Here is an 18,818-nt window from a genome sequence, read left to right as displayed (position 1 = left end):
TATCGCCATGCGCGACAACCGTGAGTGGACCTGAAACCGGTACGTTGTGCCTTGAGCGACGAAATGATCGCACTCGGCGACGACAAGGACGTCATGTCTCGGGAAAGCAGCGACGACAACGCGACCGATCAGCAGCTCCGGCTGCTTGTCGGTCTCGTCGCCGTTCTGGGCCTGTTCGCCGTCGCGGGCTTCGCCGCCTACACGGTCGTTCTGCCCAGCCCTCCGCCGCACCCCCTCGTCCTCGTCGCTCTGTGTGGGTGCCTGTTCATCGCCAACCGGGTCAGAGTCCTGGTCCGGGTTCGGGCCAACAACGAAAGCACCACCTGGGGCGAGATTCCCGTCCTGGTCGGGCTCACTCTCATCCCGGCGCCATGGGTGGTCTTCTGCGCCGTCGCCGCGATGGCTCTGCTGCGTTGCCTGAAACGGGTCAACCTGCAGAAAACCGTTTTCGGGGTGGCCAAGGAGGCTCTGACCACCAGCTCGGCGGCAGCCGTCTTCCTGGCCTTCGGTGTGCGACCGGATCTGACCGACCCACCCTTCCCGGTGCTGCCCATCGTGGTGGCGCTCATCACCTTCTTCCTGGTCGATCACCTGGTCTTCGTGCCGGTGCTGGTCACCGCCACCGGTGACGGTGTCCGCGAGGTCGCGCTGCGCAACTGGACCGGCAACATCATCTGCCTGGTCGGAGAGCTGGTCACCGCCCTGCTGGTGGTCGCGGTCCTGGCCACCGGCACCAGCCCGCTGCTCCTGCTGAGCGTCCCGCTCGTTGTGCTGTGCATGCACCTGTGGCAGTCCCGCAGCGTCCGCACCCGCGAGGAACGCGAGTCGTGGCAACGGCTCGCCAAGGCCACCGACGAGCTGAACGCCGTCGACCTCACCCAGGTCCTGCACTCGGCGGCGACCCGTGCGGCGCAGATCTTCTCGGCCGCCGAGTCCGCGATCGACCTGGCCGACCGGACGGTCCGCGCGACCGCCACCCAGGTCCTCATCGACGGCCCGCGCGCAGACGGTGATGTCACACCACCCGATGAGACCTCGGTCGACCTCGTCGCCCACGACGGCAGTGTCCGGGTCGGGGTGTTGCGCCTGCGGTTCGGCGGGACGGTCCGGCTCACCGAGGTCGAGCAGTACAAGCTGCGAACGTTCGCGTCGGCGGTGTGCACCGCGATCCGGAACGCGCAGGCGTACGCCGAACTCGCCCGAATAGCGGCCGAGAACGCACACGCCGCCACCCACGACCCGCTGACCGGCCTGGCCAACCGCCGCCGGCTGTACGAGCGCGCCGAGCAGGTGTTCCGCTCCACCGCCCAGGGCCTGTTCGCCCTGCTACTGATCGACTTGAACCACTTCAAAGAGGTGAACGACACACTCGGGCACGCCGCCGGTGACCAGGTGCTGCGCGAGGTGGCGACCCGTCTGCGGGACGCGGCCGACCCCGGCGACCTGGTGGCCCGACTGGGCGGTGACGAGTTCGCGGTGCTGCTCACCGGCCTGCCGACGCCCGCGCTGGCCGGGCACCGGGCGACCGGGATGCTCGCCACCCTGGACCCGATCATCGAGGTCGAGGGCATGCGGCTGACCGTCGAGGCGGCCGGTGGCATCGCGCTGGCGGCCGGCGCGGGCAGTGTCGAGGAGCTGATGCGCCGCGCCGACATCGCCATGTACCAGGCAAAACGCGCCGGTGAGCAGATCGTCGTCTACGCGCACGCTCGCGACACCGCCGACCTGGAGCGGCTGATGCTCACCGGCGAGTTGCGGCGGGCCGTGGACGAGCACGAATTCACCGTCGACTTCCAGCCGATCGTCGACCTGGGCACCGGCGAGGTTCTCGCGGCCGAGGCCCTGGCCCGTTGGCATCACCCGGACCAGGGCAGTCTCAGCCCGGTCCGGTTCCTGGAGACGGTCGAACGGTCCGGTCAGTTGCCGGCGTTCGCCGACGCGGTCCTGGAGCAGTCGTTGATCGCCAGGCAGAGCTGGCGGGACGCCGGCTTCGACCTGCCGGTGGCGGTGAACGTGTCACCGCGCAGCCTGCTCGACCCGTCCTTCCCGAGCGCGGTGCTGGCCCGGCTGTCCCGGCACGACGTGCCGGCCGACCGGCTGGTCCTCGAACTCACCGAGACCCTCACCGTCAGTCAGCTCGACGTGGTCGAGCGCACCCTCGCCGAACTGCGCAACGCCGGTGTCCGGCTGGCCATCGACGACTTCGGCACCGGCGTCTCGTCACTGTCGGTGCTGTCCCGGATCCCGGTGCACCAGCTCAAGATCGATCGTGAGTTCGTGGCCGGAGTGGAGACGACGGCCGAGGCGGCGGCGGTCGTCCGGACCACCGTCGACCTGGCCCGTAACCTGCATCTGACCGTGGTGGCGGAGGGTGTGGAGAGCGAGCCGCAGCGCCGCGCGTTGTGGGCGCTCGGCTGCGTCGCCGGTCAGGGACATCTGTTCGCCCGGCCGTACTCGGCGGCCCGCTTCCTCAGCATGCTGCAACGCGGCTCGGGCGGACGGCCCGGTGTGTTGGCGGCAGCCCTGCACGACGAGGGTTCGGTGGTGCGCCTGGCTGCGCGCCGTCTGCCAAACTTGCCCGCGTGACCAAGAAGCTGGACCTGGCCCTCTACGCCCTCTCCGCGGTCTTCGCGCTGGTCACCGCCCTGACCTCGACGCTGCTGCCACATCGCGCGTGGGGGGCGGTCGCGGCCTGGGGTTATCTCGCCGCCGCGCTGCTCGTCTACCTGGTCCAGCGCCGTGACCTGCTCGCTTGGGCCACCTGGGGTGCGGTCGCGCTGCTACCGGTGGTGATCCAGTCGGTGCAGCGAGCCGGTGGGCGTACCGACCGGGCCCAGGAGGAGGTGCTGGTCGTCGAGCAGATGGGCGAGTCGTTGCTGCACAGCGGCACGCCCTACCTCAGCCGTACCGAGATCGCCGCCATCCCGCTCGACGAGCGGCTTCTGGGCTATCGCCCGTATCAGCCGGGAATGTCGATATTCGGCCTCCCACGCGCGGTCGCCGGCGACCACTGGTTCACCGACGCCCGGATCTGGTTCGCGATCGCCACGGTGGTCACCCTCAGCGTCGCCGTCACCCTGGTCCGCACGCTTCAAGACCCTTCATCGGTACGGCCGTCGCGCCCCCTCAGCAAGCTGCTCCGCTCGACCGTCCCCGTATCCCAAGCCGAGAGTCCCACCTCCACCTCGCCGGCTCTGGTGCGCGCCATCCAGGCCGCAACCGTCCTACCGGTGACCGCGTTGACCTTGGCCACCGGCGGTGACGACATCCCGGTCCTGGCCCTGTGCCTGCTCGCCCTGGCCCTCGCCGCGACGGGCCGCCCCGGCTGGTCAGGCGTGGCGGTCGGCGCCGCGGCGGCCTGCAAACTGTTCGCCCTGCCGGTCGTCGCCGTCCTGGTCGTATACGCGACAGTCACCGGAACGTGGCGCCGTCTCCTGCCCGGGGCCCTCGGCCTGCCCCTGCTCGCCCTGCTCCCACCGCTGCTGGTGAACGCCGACGCCCTGATCGAGAACGTGCTCCGATTCCCCCTCGGCCACGGCCTGGTCACGAGTCCCGCGCAGTCCCCGTTCCCCGGCTACCTGATCTCCCAGAACCTTCCCGGCGGCCGATACATAGCCGCTGGCCTGCTGGTATTCGCCGCTGCCGTGATCGGTCTGCTGCTCCTGCGCCGCCCGCCCCGGACCGCCCGCGCCGCTGCTCTCTTCTGCGGATACGGGCTCCTCACCGCGATCCTGCTGATGCCGACGACACGATTCGGATACCTCCTCTACCCCGCCGCGCTACTGCTCTTCGCACCAGCACTCAGCAAGGACACAGGTTCTTCCGCCCCACGGCATGACACGGCCTTGTACCGTCATTGAAATGCATATGACGTGCCCCAAGTGCCACGGCGAGATGCGGGTCTACGAGCGCAGCGGCGTCACGATCGACCAGTGCAGCGAGTGCCGCGGCATCTTCCTCGACCGTGGCGAGCTGGAGAAGCTGTTCGCCGCCGAGGCCAGCTATAACCGCGCCCCGTCCGGTGGCCAGGTTCCACCGCCGCCTCCGCCCGCCCCCCACACCCCGCACGCGCCGACGCACCAGCCCGGCTACGCGCCTCCGCCGCCCCCGCCGCCGTATGGTGCACCGGCGCCGCACGCCTACCCGCCGGCCGCCCCGGCGTACGGTCACCACGGTCACTACCGGCGCGGATACGGCCACCACGGCCACTACCGCCGTCGGAGCTTCCTCCACGACCTGTTCGACTGACCGCTCCGAGCCACTCGCGCCTGACCGGCTCCGGCCCCGCGTCACGGTTGCCGTCGACATGACGGCCCGGTCGCCGGGCTCCGGAACGGTGAAGCTGGGACCGGCCGCCTCCGACCCCGAGTCGAGGCGGCCGACCAGCTCAGGCTTGCCCTTGGTCCGGCCTGCCTTTGGTCCGGCTTGCTCTTACTTCGGTCGATTGAGGTTCGCGTCGCTGCGACCGGCTACCTCTGCGCGCGCCTCGACTACCAGCCGCCGCACCACGAGCGTGGTCCGTCCCGCCTACCCGCTCCCTGCGGCCACGACCGGCGCCGGCCGACCCCGCACAGCGAAAGTCGTCTCGACACCGTGCCCCGCGAGCCCACCACCGGCCCGGGCACTCGGCAGATTCGGCTGATAATTTTCCGCGCCCGCCAGACCACCCTCGGGCACGCAGAGTCATGTCATCGTTCGGCTTCTTGCTCCACAGTGTTCGGTCTACCTGTGGAAGTTCGTGCGCTTCGCCGAGACGTCCGAATTGCGAAAGTGCTATTGCTCACTCTCGGTAGTCACAAGACGGAGTCGTATCGTCACTTAAAAGTGAGCTATTTCGATAAGTCTCTCTTTTCGTGTGCGTTACGAAGTTACCGGAATACGCAACGTCGCCGATCTTGGGTATTCTCACGTCCGCCCCCCTGTCGCGGCGAACGGAGGAAGAACCGTGACTGAAACTGCTGATCGTGCGGCCGACCCCAACTTGCGCACCGATCTGGAAGACATCTACGGCAGATACGAGGAACTGCGCTCCGGAGTGGACGAGCTTCAGCGCAGCGTCGCCACCATGCAGGTCAGCGCCGAATCGGAGAGTGGCGAGGTGCGGGCCACTGTGGACGCCGACGGCCGTCTCGTCGACCTGCGGCTCAACCAGGACGCCTGCCGTGAATGGCCGGTCGACACCCTCGCCCGCGTCATCGTCGAAACCGTCCAGCACGCCTCGGCCGGCAAGTCTCGGCAGATCGAGCAGTTGGTCACCAACCATCGCCCGACCGACAACGCCTGACTCTTCGGAAGACCCGCTCCCCATGTGAGACCGAACTCAACACATCTGTTCAGTTCAGCCGTCACGGAAACACCACACGCCAGGACCGATGGCCCCACCCCACGGTCACAGGTCCACGCTCCCGAGCCGGGCCGCGGTTCTCACCACCGATACCGCGACCCGGTGACACTGTCCGCCGCGTGTCCACACCGCGGCAATCGTTGTGCCTTTCCGGAAATATCTGCGAATCATTCGCGTCGACCCGGCGTACGACAAATACGGAATGTTCGATAAGGGAACGCTCTCCCGGCCGGTGATGAAGTGATGGCGCGTGAGTCGCCTTGTGGCTCTCATTGCGGAGACGTCGCGTCAGTAGGCCCGGAACGGGCCGGATGCGGTTGGCGACGCCTCCGAACGTACGAAATATGGGTTTTAGATCGCCATGTCGACGAACCGCGAGAGATGCAGCTGCGCTGCCACCGTGATGGTGTCGGTCGGGCCGTTTCGGTGTTTGGCGACGATGAAGTCGGCCTCGCCGGCGCGTGGCGACTCCTTGTCGTAGTAGTCGTCGCGGTGCAGCAGGATCACGACGTCCGCGTCCTGCTCGATGGAGCCGGACTCACGCAGGTCGGACAGCTGAGGACGCTTATCGGTCCGCTGCTCGGGACCACGGTTCAGCTGACTGACTCCGATCACCGGGCACTCGATCTCCTTGGCCAGCAGCTTGAGACCACGGGAGAGCTCGGAGACCTCCTGCTGGCGGCTCTCCGTCTTCTTCGGCGAGGACATCAGCTGGAGGTAGTCGATGACCAGCAGGCGAAGGTTGTGCCGCTGCTTGAGGCGGCGTGCCTTGGCTCGGATCTCCATCAGGTTCATGTTGGGGGTGTCGTCGACGAAGATCGGCGCCTGACTGATCTCGCCCATCCGCCGGGCCAGCTTGGTCCAGTCGTCGTCGGAGAGCTGGCCGGAGCGCAGTGTGTGCAACGGCACACGCGCCTCGGCGGAGAGCAGACGCATGACCATCTCGATCTTGCTCATTTCCAGCGAGAAGATGGCACTCGCGTGACCGTACTGAATCGCCGCATTGCGGGCGAAGTCCATGCTCGCGGTCGACTTACCGAGACCGGGACGACCGGCCACGATGATCAACTGGCCCGCATGTAGACCGTTGAGCAGCCGGTCCAGGTCTTGGAAGCCGGTCGGGATGCCGGTCATCACACCGCCGGCCGCGCCGACCGCCTCGATCTCGTCGAGGGTGGGCTGCAGCATGTCTCCGAGTGCCGCGAAGTCCTCGCTGACCCGTTTCTCGGTGACCTCATAGATGGCCTGTTGGGCCAGGTCGACGATGTCGTCGACGTCACGTCCGCCGTTGCCGCCGGTGCCGTAACCCAGCTGCACGATCTTGGTGCCCGCCTCGACCAGCCGGCGCAGGATGGCGCGCTCCGAGACGATCCGGGCGTAGTAGGAGGCGTTCGCCGCGGTGGGCACGCTCTCGATGAGAGTGTGCAGGTAGGGCACGCCGCCGACCCGCTGAAGATCGCCGGAGTCGGCGAGGGCGGCCGCGACCGTCAGGGCGTCGGCCGGCTCGCCACGACCGTAGAGGTCCAGGATGACGTCGTAGACAGTCGCGTGGATCGGCCGATAGAAGTCGTTGACCTTGAGGATCTCGACGACGTCGGCGATCGCGTCCTTGGACAGCAACATGCCGCCGAGCACACCCTGCTCAGCCGCGACGTCCTGCGGTGGCGTCTTGTCGAAGCCGCCCTCGAAGCCGCCGCCACCGCCCTTGTTGCCCCCGCCACCGCCCTTGTTGCCGCCGCCGCCACCGGCCTGGGACGGCGGCCGCGACTCGGGCCTCGCGTCGTCGGTGATCGACACCGGTTTCCCCCTCCACTCGGCCATGGCCGCCTCACGGTCGAACTGCCTCCCCCTTCGACTGATCCCGGGCGGGATTCAGGGGTTCGCTGAAGATCTAAGTCCGCTTGTGAGGCTGGACCACTGTACGAACCCCGCCGCCACCTGCCCAACTGCCGCGGTGGACGAGTCTTGGGACAACCTGTGGACATCACCGGTGACTCTGTGGGTATCCCTGTGCACACCGTGTGGACAACTTCAGGGACAGTGAACCCGAGCAGGGGATTCGGCCTCTCCACCTGTGGAGGGCAGAAACAAGTCAGGATCTGCGGAAATAGCTACTCGGGTGAGCAAGCAGTCGCACTGAGGCGTTGCGGTTCCGCTTCGAGCACGTCACCCTTTCCAGGTGGACCAACGGGAGTGGGACTACGGGACCCGCATGTCGCGCCCTCGGCGCGCTGCGGGTGCTTGGCCCACCCGTGAGCCGGAGATCGAGGAGCCGGAGTCGCGCTGGGCCTCGCTGACCGATACCGGCAGCATGGCGCCGAGCGACGAGGCACTGGCCTGGCAGCGCCGTGCCGACGACTGGGCCCAGCAGGCCGAGGTCGAGCCGTATGGCGGTGGTGGCCAGGCGATCGAGCCGGTGAACAGGTGGTCCTCCGAGGTCACCCCGACCGGTCGGCCGACCTTCCCGGCCGACGGTGTCGGCTGGCGCACGGAGACCGCGGAGTGGCGGGCCACCGGCGCGCGCTGGCGGCAGACCACCGAGTGGCGTTCGTCCACCGGCTCGCATGTCTGGCGTTCCACCACCGAGGCGTGGCGGGCCGAGGACGAGGCCGCTGAGCGGGACAAATCCGCGTCGATCCCAGGCACCGCGTGGGAGACCGGCACCGATCGGGAGATCCCGTCGTGGCGTCAGTCACCCGCCGCCGATCAGTCGACCGGCACCCCGTCGTGGCGACAGCCCTCCACCGAGACACCGTCCTGGCGACGCAACGACCCGGACAACTCGTCCTCCTGGCAGCGTCGGCCGGACCTGCCGGCCGCGACCACGCCGGTCGAGCAGACCCCGTCCTGGCGGCAGCCGTCCACCCAGATGCCGACCTGGCAGCAGCCGTCCACGCAGACCCCGGCGGGCCAGACGCCGTCCTGGCAGCAGCCGTCGCAGACACCCTCGTGGCAGCAGCCGCAGGCGACGCCGTCCTGGCAGCAGCCGTCGGCCTCGACGCCGCAGGCCTCCCAGACACCGTCCTGGCAGCAGCCGCAGACCCCGTCGCGCCGCCGGGCCGCCGACACCGGTACCGGTACCTGGTCCACCTCGTCCGCGGCGTCCGCCGGTTCGACCTGGGGTGATCAGGGTCGTCCCGGCCCCGGGGAGAACACCACCGGCCTCACCCGCTGGGAGCGCACCGACGCGCCGCGCTGGCAGCGGTCTGCCGCAGAGGATGCCCGCCATCTGGTCCGTGAGGACGACCGGGCGGCCTGGCGACGGGACGCGGGCGGCTTCGGCGAGCGCCCCACCCGGGTCGGGCGCCGCCGGGCTGCCGAGGCCGATCCGGCCCCGTCCGGCGGGAGTGGCTGGTCGAGCGGGTCGTCTGCGGACAACTGGGCCGACCACACCGACACCGGCAGCATTCCGGTCGTTCCGGATCAGGACGAGCGCCCCGCGTGGGCGGCCCGCTCCGAGGCACCGTCCCGGCGTGACCGGCGGCGCGAGCCCGAGGAGACCCGCCCCGAGCCGCCCGCCCGTCGTGGCGGCGGCAGCGCCGGTGGTGGCGCCGCCGAGCGTCGTCGGTACAACTCCAATCCGACCAACTGGCGTGAGGACACCGCCTCCTGGGATGCCGACCAGGACACCAGCAACTGGACCCGCGACCCGGACACCGGCCAGTGGAGCCGCTCCGGGGAGGACCCGCGGGTGCTCGCGTGGCGTGCTGAGGCGGCCCGTCGCGAGGCGATGAAGGACGACGATGAGCCTCCGGCCCGTCGTTCCCGGCGTGACGAGCCGGTCGGTGGTGTGCCCGGTGGGCCGCTGCCGAGCAGCTCGGTTCCGGCCGGCAATACGAGTGGCGCCGGTTGGTCGGCCGGTAACGCCCCGGCCGACGATGGTCGTTCCGCCCGCCGTGGCCGTCCTGAGGAGCCGTTCAGCCCCGACGGGTACTCCGGTGGCCGGCGTCGCGCTTCGGAGCCGTCCCGGGCCCCTGAGCCGCCGATCCGTCCGCGCCCCGGCGAGGAACCGCTGGGCCCGCAGGCCTGGCAGGTCGATCCCGAGCCGCGGCAGAGCCGGCAGTACCGGCGTCTCAACATCGACCCGGAGGGGTACGCCGACAACGGCCGTCCCGGACCGGGCTACCCGGGTGAGGACAGTCGGTCCGGCTCGGTGGGCTACCCGCAGGACGGCCGTCGCGGCCCGGCTGCGCCGCAGTGGTCGGAGCCGGCCGGACCGGAACCGCGCCGCCGCGCCTACCGGGACGAGCCGGCCGAGGCACCCCGTCGGCAGGAGCCGGGTTACGGCGGTGGCCAGCGCGAGCTGCCAGCCAGTGGCGGCTACGGTCAGGCCCGCCCGGAGGCGCCGCGCAGTGGCTTCGGCAGTGCCGGTGGCCAGCGCGAGCTGCCGGCCGGCCCGTCCGCCCAGCCGCAGCGGCCCGCCTACGGCGGTGGCCAGCGCGAGCTGCCGGCCGGTCCGTCCGCGCAACAGCAGCCGACGTACGGCGCTCGCGAACTGCCCGCCGCGCCGGCCAGCGGCCCCGCCTGGGGCGACCAGGAGCATGGCCGGCGACCGGGTGGCGCGGGCGGTCAGTCCTGGCTGGATCAGGAGCGCGGGCAGCGGCCGGCATCGCAGCGGCCGGCCTACGGCGGTGGCTCCGAGACGTCCTGGCTCGACCAGGAGCGTCAGCAGCCCCCGTCGGCCCAGCGTGGACCGGTGTATGGCGGCCAGAACATCCCGGCCCAGCCGGCCTCCTATGACACGCCCCCTGAGCAGCAGCGCCGCCCCGGTTTCGGGTCGGCCCGCGCGTTGCCGGCGGGCAGCTCGGCGCCCACGTCCGGGCCGGCCTGGACGCAGCAGCAGAAACCGGTGTATGGCAATGCCTCGGATGATCTGACGGCACGCTGGCCGGATCCGCTGACCGACACCTCGTCGCGGCGTGGCTGGAGCGACCGTGACGATCCTCCGCCGCCCTCGGGAGGCGGCTTCGGCGACCGTCCGCCGCTAGCGGACTGGCTCGCCGCGGAACGCGCCGGCCGGCGCGGGGCCGAGTATCGAGGCGCCGGGCAGGACGGTGAGACCGACTGGCGCCGAGAGCTGTCCCGCGAGACCGAACTGGCTGAGGGCGAATCCCGCCGTTACGACACGTCGGACTTTCCTCCCTTTCGGCCAAGCGGTTCAGCCGCGGTCGATGGATCGTCGAATCTGGCCCTGAGCGCCACCTCGGTGATCGCCGCACCCGGCACAGTGGGCGCCGGTGGAGTGGCGGTCGAGGAGGACACCTCGTGGCCTCCTCGCCGGGCGACAGGCGCCTTCCAGGGCACCGGCTCCTACGAGCGTCGCCCGATGGGCGGCGACTTCCTGCTCAACCGGCAGAACGATCTCCTCGATCCGGAGGACGAAGAAGAGGAGCAGGAGGACACCGGCACGCCGCTCGCGGCGGTCGGTTACACCGTCGTCTGGTACGGCGTACCCGTCGTCCTCTTCGTGCTCGGCATCTTCGTGGTCAACAGCGGCCAGAGCGGTCACGCCCTGGACACGCTGGCCGCCGCCGCGCCCGGGTTCGGTATCGCACTGGTCCTGAGCATGGTGGTGGCCTACGGCCTGCGGACCGTCACGACGGCCTGGAAATCGGCGAGTGTCGGCCTGGCCGCGGCGGTGGTCGGCGGCGGTCTGGCCACCGTGCTGAGCTCGGCGATCACCGGCAACAGCCTGAGCTGACCCGGCCCTTCGCTCGACGACGTTCCCTTGCTCCGGCAACGAGAACGACCGCCCTTGCTCCTGCAACGAGAACGGCGCGCCGGGCCGAAGCCCGACGCGCCGTTTCGGCGTAGTACGACGACTACTTGGCGGCCACCACGTTCACCGGGAACGTCGCGGTCACCTCGGGGTGCAGCTTGACCTGCACGTTGTACGAGCCCGTGGTCTTGATGTGACCGGGGAGCTCGAGGCGGCGACGGTCCAGCGCGGGACCACCGGCGGCCTTGACGGCGTCGACGATCTCGGCCGGGGTGATCGAGCCGAACAGACGGCCACCGTTGCCGGAGCGCGCCTTCAGCGTGACCTTGAGACCGGCCAGCTGGCCCTTGACCTCGTTGGCCTGACCCAGGTCGCGGATCTCACGAGCCTCGCGGGCCCGCTTGATCACGACGACCTGTTTCTCGGCGCCCTTGGTCCACTGGATCGCGAACCCCTGCGGCAGCAGGTAGTTGCGGCCGTAGCCGTTCTTCACCTCGACGATGTCGCCGGGGGTGCCGAGGCCGGAAACCTCCTGCGTAAGGATGATCTTCATCTCGGTGCCCCCTCTCAGCGCGCCGTGGCCGTGTACGGCAGGAGCGCCATCTCACGGGCGTTCTTGACCGCGCGGGCGATCTGCCGCTGCTGCTGGGAGGTCACACCGGTGACGCGGCGGGCACGGATCTTGCCGCGGTCGGAGATGAACTTCCGCAGGAGCGCGGTGTCCTTGTAGTCGATGTAGGTGATCCCGTCCTTGTCGAGCGGGTTCACCTTCTTCTTCGGCTTGCGAAGCGCCGCAGCCTTAGCCATTGCTCAAACTCCTGTTGGTGATCTGGAAAGCCCGGTAGGGCTTAGAAGGGAGGCTCGTCGTCGAACGAGGAGTTGCCACCACCGCCGGAACGGCCACCGCCACCGGACGCCGGTGCCGCCGTGGCCCAGGGGTCGTCGAAGTCGTTGCTGTTGCCACGACCGCCACCACCGCTGTTGTTGCCACCGCCGCCACCGAACTGCCGGTTGCCGCCGCCACCACCGGAGCCGAAACCGCCCCCGGAGTTGCCGAAGCCGCCGCCACCGCCGGACCGGACCGCTTTCTGCACCGTCGCCGTGGCGTAGCGCAGAGATGGGCCGATCTCGTCCACCTCGAGTTCGTAGGAGGAGCGCTTCTCGCCCTCTTTGGTCTCGTAGGACCGCTGACGCAGCCGGCCCTGCACGATCACCCGGGCGCCGCGCTGCAGCGACTGGACGACGTGCTCGGCGGCCTCACGCCAGATGTTGCACGTGAGGAAGAGCGCCTCGCCGTCTTTCCACTCGCCGGTCTGCCGGTCCAGCGTCCGCGGCGTCGAGGCGATGCGGAACGAGGCGACACCCGCGCCCGAGTTGGTGTAACGCATCTCAGGGTCGTTGACCAGGTTGCCGACGACCGTGATTACGGTTTCTCCAGCCATGAAACTTCTCCTCGCCGCTCAGATCGTTGACGCAAAGGGTCTCAGGACCCTCTGACAAAAACGGCTCAGCGGGTCTCGGGACGGATGACCTTGGTGCGCAGGATGGACTCGTTGAGCCGGAGCTGACGGTCCAGCTCGGCCACGGCCTCGGGCGTCGCCTGCAGGTCGACGACCGCGTAGATGCCCTCGGCCTTCTTGTTGATCTCGAACGAGAGCCGGCGACGGCCCCAGACGTCGAGCTTCTCCACCGAGCCACCCGCGGTCCTGATCACGTTCAGGTACTGGTCGAGCGACGGAGCAACGGTGCGCTCCTCGAGCGAAGGGTCGAGGATCACCATGAGTTCGTAATGACGCAAGACGTTCTCACCTCCTGTGGGCTATGCGGCCACGGTCTCTCCGTGGCAGGAGGTCTTGTGTCGCTCGCAGAAGAAAGCCGTGGGAGACATGAGCCCACGGCGAACACACTGCGAACCGAGCCAGCATACCCAGGTGGGTCGCTCGGCCCAAAAACGGCGACCCCGTCCGTGGGACGAGGTCGCCGGTGGAGAGCCGCGGGGCGTCCGGCCCGATTCGTTGGGTGGGACCTGGGGAGGAACGACCACACCGATGAGGTTGGACGCGTACGCCCCGCGGAGCTTTCAAAGAGGAGCTTACGCCATATTTGTACGTGATGCACGTTGCGACACGATTGCCCGAATCGCGGCAGTTGCGACGCCGAGTACGCAGACCAGAGCGGTCAGTCCCAGCAGGCCCAGCGGGTGCCCGTCCTCGATCCGCCCGACCGCGGCCACCGGCTGAGCGGCGTCCAGACCACCCGAACCGGGCGGCTCGTCGGCCGGACCGCCGACCACGTTCTCTCCGCCCGACGGCTCCCCTCCGACTGTCGGCTCCTCTCCGGCCGCCGACATCTCGCCGGCCGTCGGAATCTCTCCGGCCGTCGGCTTCTCTCCAGCTGTCGGCGAAACGACCTGATCCGGCGTCGGCACCGAGGGCGTCACGGACTTCCGGCCGCCCGGAGGCATGCCGGCGAACGCTGGAGCGCCGACTCCGGCCGTACCCCGCCGGGCCTTGCTCTTGATCCTCGGCTCGGTGTCGCCCTGCGGCGCCTGCTCCGCGGTGGCCGAGGCCCGATTGGCGGTCGCGGCCCGCGATCGGTCCGACTTGTGCGCTCCGCGCCGAGACCCCTTCGAGGTGGTACGGGTGGGCTCGGACATCGGAGCGACGGAGTCCGGGACGACCGATCCGGAGGTACGCGCCGGTGAGCCGTTCGCCGGCCTCGACATCAGCGGCGAGCCGCCACCGATCGGTTCCGGGGTCGGTCCGGGCTGCTCGAACGAGGCCGACGGCGCCGCCGTGACCAGCATCGGCAGCACGTCCTCACCGAACGCGCACTCCGGAGTGAGTTGCACCGCAGTCGTCCCGCGCCGGAACATCACCTCGGCCATCCCGTCCGCCGGGACGATGCCCCGTGGGACTCCGCCGAGCCGCAGCTGCGCGTCGTGGCCGGTCTGGTTGACCACCCGGACCACACTGCTGGCCGGCACCGTCATCGCCTCGGCGCTCGGCCGCGAACCGCAGGACAGGCCGAACATACCGATGCCGGCGAAACTCACCATCCGGCTGTCGGCGTCGAACTGGTCGGCGCTCGCCGTGCCGTTCGAGAGCAGCGGAGCGCCGAAGATCAGGGCACTCAGCCCCAGCGCCGCCATCCGGTATCGGAACTGCCGCGACATGCGCCATCCCCCAGGTCAACACCGGCTCACGCCGGCATCCGTCAGCAAAGATCAATGGAAGTAACGAGTCGCTGTGGAGCGCGGTGACGCGAGGGGAAAGCGTCGTACCCGCGTCGTAGGCTCGTCCCATGCGCATCGGAGCCCACGTCGATTCCGCCGACCCGCTGGCCGAGGCCGCCGCCCGCGGCGCCGAGGCGGTGCAGTTCTTCCTGACCGACCCACAGAAATACAATTCGCCCAAACCACGCGAGGACGCCGAGCGGATCCGGGCCTCCGAGGTGGACGTCTTCGTGCACGCGCCGTACATCATCAATGTCGCGTCGCCCAACAACCGCATCCGCATCCCGAGCCGCAAGCTGCTGATGGCCCACGCCCGGGCCGCCGCCGAGTTGGGTGCGAAAGGGCTGATCGTGCACGGCGGTCACGTCGGCGCCGGCGCCGACCTGGAGGCCGGTTTCGTCAACTGGCGAAAGGCCTTCGAATATGCGGAGAGTGAGGGTGGCCTGCCCCTGCCGGTCTTGATCGAGAACACTGCGGGCGGCGACAACGCGTGTGCCAGGCGGTTCGACGCGCTGGCCCGGCTGTGGGAGGCGGTCGGCTCGTTCGGGGCCGGATTCTGCCTGGACACATGCCACGCCTTCGCCGGTGGCGAGGATCTGGTCGGCATCGTCGACCGGGTCAAGGCGATCACCGGACGGATCGACCTGATTCATGCCAACGATTCCAAGGGCGGATTCGACTCGGGGCAGGACAGGCACGACAACCTCGGGAGTGGGAAGATCGACACCGAGTTGGTGGTCGCCGCCATCCGCGCCTCCGGAGCTCCGGCCATTGTGGAGACCCCTGGTGGAGTCGAGGGGCAGACCGCTGACATCGCCCTACTGCGGGAGCGGGCGGGCAACTGACGCACCGCCCCGGGGAGGGTCATGACCGAGCAGCCGAAGCCGACCGCGCCTGGCGCCGCGGCTGAATCCGTGCCCGGCTCCGCGCCCGCGGAATCGGTGCCGACACCGCGCGACCCGCGGGTGGATTCGCCGGGCGACTCCGGGTCGGATTCCCCGCGCGACCCGCGGGTCGATACGCCACGCGACTCCCGGCCGGATTCCCCGCGCGGCTCCCGGCCGGATTCGCCGCGCCGCCGGTTCGGCCTTTTCCGGAGGAAAACGGCGGTCGCTTCCCAGGCTGGACTTTCGCCCTCGGCCGCGTCCCTGTCCACGCCCTCGGCCGTTTCCGTGTCAGCGGCCTCGCCGATGACATCGGGCGCGCCTTCCGGGGCAGCACAGCCTGCGAGTTCACGGGCGGCTTCGGGCGCATCGACGACCGCGAGTGGCGGCTCGGTGGCGGTGAAAGCCGAGAGTTCCGGCGAGGGGCAGGCTTCCTCGGTGCCCGAGGAAGCCGCGAAGGGTCGGGATCCCTCGCGGTCCGCCGAAACCGCGACGGGTCAGACCTCCTCGGAGCCCGACAAACCCGCGAAGAGTCAGGCTTCCTCGCGGTCCGTCGAAACCACGAAGGAGCGGACCCTCTCGGAACCCGACAAAACCGCGAAGGGTCAGACCTCGTCGGGACCGGATGAATCCGGTAAGTCGGATAAGACGGAAAGTCCACAGGAGACGGCGCCGAAGCCGCGGAAGCCCCTTCCGTCGACTCGGCCGCCCGGGGCGCCGCCGGACCCCTGGTCCGTCTTCGCCGCGACACAGGACAAGCAGCCGGGCCGGATCCGTCGGGGTCTGCGGGCGGCGCTTCGCGGGATCGTCCACGAGTACGCCCTGGTGGTCTACGCCGCCTGCCTGCTCGCCGTGATGATGACCTGGCCGGCACTGCGGTACCCGATGCACACGCTCCCGCAGGACCTCGGCGACCCGTCCCGGCAGGCCTGGCAGGTCTCCTGGATCGGGCACATCCTGATCAGCGATCCGGTGCGGTTGTGGCAGGCGAACGCCTACTTCCCGGCAGCGGACGGTCTCGCCTTCGGCGACAGCCTGGTGGGCTACGCCCTGGCCGGAATGATCGGCACCGGCCCGGCCGCGGCGGTGCTGCGTTACAACGTGCTGTTCGTGTTCGCCCACGCCCTGCTCGTGATCGGCGCCTACGCCCTGGTCCGGCAACTCGGAGCCCGGCGCACCGGTGCGGCGGTCGCGGCGGTCGCGTTCGCCTACGCGCCGTGGCGGCTCGCGCAGGAGGGCCACCTCGACATCATCTCGGCCGGCGGCATCCCGCTGGCGCTCGCCATGCTGGCCCGCGGACACGGGTATTCACTGCGACACGGCTTCCGCGCCGAACGACGCAGCGCCACCTGGGCGATCTGCGGCTGGCTCGTCGCGATCTGGCAACTCACCCTCGGCTTCTCGCTGGGCATCCCTTTCGCGTACGTACTGGGCCTGCTCCTGATCGCTTTGATGTTCGCCTCGGCGATCCATTCCCTACGCGGCTTCCTTCGCTACCGGCGCGACCAGAAGGACCGTCGCGAGGTCGCCGCCCTCACCAAGCCCATCCCCGATTCCGACAAGACTTCCCTCTCCGGCTCCGAAATAGGCTCCGCCCCCGACAAGAAGGGCGGAACAGCCACTACCGACAAGAGTGCTGAAGTTGCCGCTCTTCCCGCCTCCACCAACAAGGGCCAGGTAGCAGCGCGCGACAAAAAGGGCGAAACGGCTATTCCCGCCGCCGACAAGAGGATCGAAGCGACCACAGCGCCTCCGATGGGCAAGCCAGCGGCAACGGCATCCGACTCGACGGCATCCGACTCGACATCCGGCTCGACATCCGCGCCAGCGACGTCCGGCGCGGCGGGCGTTACCGCCGTGTCCGAGACGGCGGCGTCTGGCGCGGCGGGCGTTACCGCCGTGTCCGGGACCGATGATGCGGTGACATCCGCCTCACCTGCATCCGACGCCGCGGCGGCAGCCGCCTCATCCAGGTCCGCTCGGCAAGGCGAGACGGCCTCGCTCACCACTTCTCCCGTCGGAAAGACCGACAAATCGGTCGCATCAATCTCGCCAACAGCCGACGCGACGGCGGCGGCATCCACCTCTTCCGCGTCCGGTCAGAAGAGTGAGACCACAACTCTCGCCGATCAGAAGGCTACGACCGACGAGGTCGCAGCTTCACCGGCAGGAAGGCCTGAGAAATCGTCCGCATCCAGCTCTCTCGCTGCCGACAAAAATGATGAAAAGGGCGCGGGTCCCACAGGCGGCAAGAATGCAGCTCCCACAGGCGGCAGGGATGCGACTCCCACAGGCGGCAAAGATGCAGTTCCCGTAGGGGGCAAGGATGCGGCTTCCACGGGCGGCAAAGATGCAGCTCCTGTAGGGGGCAAGGATGCGGCTTCCACGGGCGGCAAGGATGCTCGCGCGGATGGCAAGGGTGCGGCCTTGGCCGCCGGGAAGGGTGCTGCTCCCGGTGGTGGCAAGGGTGCGGCCTCCTCGGGTGGCTTGACCGACACCGCGGTGCAGCCGGCCGTGGAACTGGCCGGGGCGGATGTCCTGGAGAGCGCGCCGCGGAAGAAACAGAGCTGGTTGCGGTTCTTCCGCCGCCCCACTCCGGTACCTAAGAAGCCTCGTTGGAAGCCGCTCATCGGAGTTCTGCTGACCAACGTCAACATCATGGGTGCCACGATCTTCGCGGCGGTCGGCATCCTGATCGCGGTGCCGTACATCCGGCTCAACGACAGCGGTTCCCGTCTTGAAGAGATCCGGTTCTTCTCGCCGCCGCTCCAGGGCTTGCTGATCGGTCCAGCCGAATCACGTATCTGGGGTGCCGCCCACGAGACTCCTCGTTCCACGCTCGGCTGGGCGGCCGAGATGTCGCTGCTTCCCGGCTTCGTGCTGTACGCGCTGGCCCTCGCCGGTCTGTTCCTGTCGATCTGGCGGCTCCGGCACCGACTGGTGCTCCTCGGTGGGCTGGCCACCGCGGTCGTCCTCACTCTGGGCACGAACTTCTTCGAGGGCCGCTGGACCTACCTGCCGTTGTTCGGGCACTTCCCGGCTTCGTTCGACCTGCGCATTCCGGGTCGCCTGATGCTGTGGGTGACGCTGGTGCTGACGATCCTGGCCGCCGGAGCGGTCGACGACTTCGTCCGGCGGGCCGAGCACCTGGCCGCCCAGCGGATCCCACCATGGCCGGGCCCCTGGCTACGCCTGGCCACACTGGTTCCGCTGTTCCTGGTGGCGTTGGAGGGCTGGAACACCACGGCGCATCCGATCGTCCCGACCCAGCCGGCCGCGATGCGTACCGTCCCCGGACCGATGCTCGTCCTGCCGACCGCCGAGTTCACCGACCAGACGGTCCAGCTCTGGAGCACCACGAAGTTCCAGGACATGGCCAACGGTGGTGGCGGCTTCGGCGCACAGGCGCAGAGTGAACTGCGGGCCAAGGTGGCCGGCTTCCCGGACGCCACCAGCATCAACTACCTGGACTCGATCGGTGTCCGCCGAGTGCTGCTGTTGAGCGACCACATCGCCGGTACCTCGTGGGAGGGCGCCGGCGACCTGCCGGTGGACAACCTCGACATCCGGCGCGAGGACATCCCCGGCGCCGTCGTCTTCTACCTCGACTAGGACCAAGCTCCGATCTTGGAAGCC

Annotated in this window: 13 protein-coding genes; 7 read left to right on the top strand and 6 right to left on the bottom strand. The window is 69.4% G+C overall.

Translation table 11 applies throughout. The features are described from left to right. Positions 1-93: 93 nt before the first annotated feature. The 4 genes from Q0Z83_RS43935 to Q0Z83_RS43920 all read left to right on the top strand — a co-directional run bounded on the left by Q0Z83_RS43935 (position 94) and on the right by Q0Z83_RS43920 (position 5,284). A complete protein-coding gene (locus tag Q0Z83_RS43935) occupies positions 94-2,586 on the top strand; it encodes a putative bifunctional diguanylate cyclase/phosphodiesterase (RefSeq protein ID WP_317797294.1) in 2,493 nt (830 codons plus the stop codon). Beyond that, on the top strand, positions 2,583-3,860 hold the full coding sequence (locus tag Q0Z83_RS43930; protein ID WP_317789417.1) for a glycosyltransferase 87 family protein: 1,278 nt from the start codon (positions 2,583-2,585) through the stop codon (positions 3,858-3,860). The genes Q0Z83_RS43935 and Q0Z83_RS43930 overlap by 4 nt, the downstream gene beginning before the upstream one ends. 1 nt (position 3,861) lies before the next feature. Then, a complete protein-coding gene (locus Q0Z83_RS43925; RefSeq protein ID WP_317789416.1) occupies positions 3,862-4,248 on the top strand; it encodes a TFIIB-type zinc ribbon-containing protein in 387 nt (128 codons plus the stop codon). A gap of 697 nt (positions 4,249-4,945) precedes the next feature. Further along, positions 4,946-5,284, top strand: a complete 339-nt coding sequence (locus Q0Z83_RS43920) for a YbaB/EbfC family nucleoid-associated protein (RefSeq protein ID WP_317789414.1) — start codon at positions 4,946-4,948, stop codon at positions 5,282-5,284. Positions 5,285-5,695: 411 nt separating this feature from the next. On the opposite strand, the gene dnaB is transcribed toward Q0Z83_RS43920, so the two are convergent. After that, on the bottom strand, positions 5,696-7,141 hold the full coding sequence (gene dnaB / locus Q0Z83_RS43915) for a replicative DNA helicase (protein ID WP_378078380.1): 1,446 nt from the start codon (positions 7,139-7,141) through the stop codon (positions 5,696-5,698). Positions 7,142-7,523: 382 nt separating this feature from the next. On the opposite strand from dnaB, the gene Q0Z83_RS43910 reads away from it, so the two are divergent. Beyond that, entirely contained in the window at positions 7,524-11,045 is a 3,522-nt protein-coding gene (locus Q0Z83_RS43910; RefSeq protein ID WP_317789411.1) for a hypothetical protein, read from the top strand. 121 nt (positions 11,046-11,166) lie between these two features. On the opposite strand, the gene rplI is transcribed toward Q0Z83_RS43910, so the two are convergent. From rplI to Q0Z83_RS43885, 5 genes are all read right to left on the bottom strand, one after another. Continuing rightward, positions 11,167-11,616: a 50S ribosomal protein L9 gene (rplI, locus tag Q0Z83_RS43905; RefSeq protein ID WP_043529634.1), complete on the bottom strand. Its 450-nt coding sequence runs from the start codon at positions 11,614-11,616 to the stop codon at positions 11,167-11,169. 14 nt (positions 11,617-11,630) lie between these two features. Beyond that, a complete protein-coding gene (gene rpsR / locus Q0Z83_RS43900; protein ID WP_007073789.1) occupies positions 11,631-11,870 on the bottom strand; it encodes a 30S ribosomal protein S18 in 240 nt (79 codons plus the stop codon). A gap of 41 nt (positions 11,871-11,911) precedes the next feature. Next, positions 11,912-12,505 (bottom strand): single-stranded DNA-binding protein, encoded by a 594-nt coding sequence (locus Q0Z83_RS43895; protein ID WP_317789409.1) that lies wholly within the window; start codon positions 12,503-12,505, stop codon positions 11,912-11,914. 65 nt (positions 12,506-12,570) lie between these two features. Then, complete coding sequence (gene rpsF / locus Q0Z83_RS43890) at positions 12,571-12,861, bottom strand: 30S ribosomal protein S6 (protein WP_014448192.1); 291 nt, start codon at positions 12,859-12,861, stop codon at positions 12,571-12,573. 294 nt (positions 12,862-13,155) lie between these two features. Then, positions 13,156-14,238: a hypothetical protein gene (locus tag Q0Z83_RS43885; RefSeq protein ID WP_317789405.1), complete on the bottom strand. Its 1,083-nt coding sequence runs from the start codon at positions 14,236-14,238 to the stop codon at positions 13,156-13,158. Between the two features lie 128 nt (positions 14,239-14,366). Here Q0Z83_RS43885 and Q0Z83_RS43880 point away from each other — a divergent pair, with 128 nt between their 5' ends. Beyond that, positions 14,367-15,143 carry a deoxyribonuclease IV gene (locus tag Q0Z83_RS43880; protein WP_317789404.1) on the top strand — a complete coding sequence of 259 codons (777 nt, stop codon included), beginning with the start codon at positions 14,367-14,369 and terminating at the stop codon, positions 15,141-15,143. 21 nt (positions 15,144-15,164) lie between these two features. Continuing rightward, positions 15,165-18,794: a hypothetical protein gene (locus tag Q0Z83_RS55990; RefSeq protein WP_396349878.1), complete on the top strand. Its 3,630-nt coding sequence runs from the start codon at positions 15,165-15,167 to the stop codon at positions 18,792-18,794. Positions 18,795-18,818 lie beyond the last annotated feature (24 nt).

This window comes from Actinoplanes sichuanensis (assembly GCF_033097365.1).
GTDB classification, from domain to species: Bacteria; Actinomycetota; Actinomycetes; order Mycobacteriales; family Micromonosporaceae; genus Actinoplanes; species Actinoplanes sichuanensis.
Note: the sequence above shows the minus strand (reverse complement) of the source record. Positions and strands in the feature narration are given on the sequence as shown.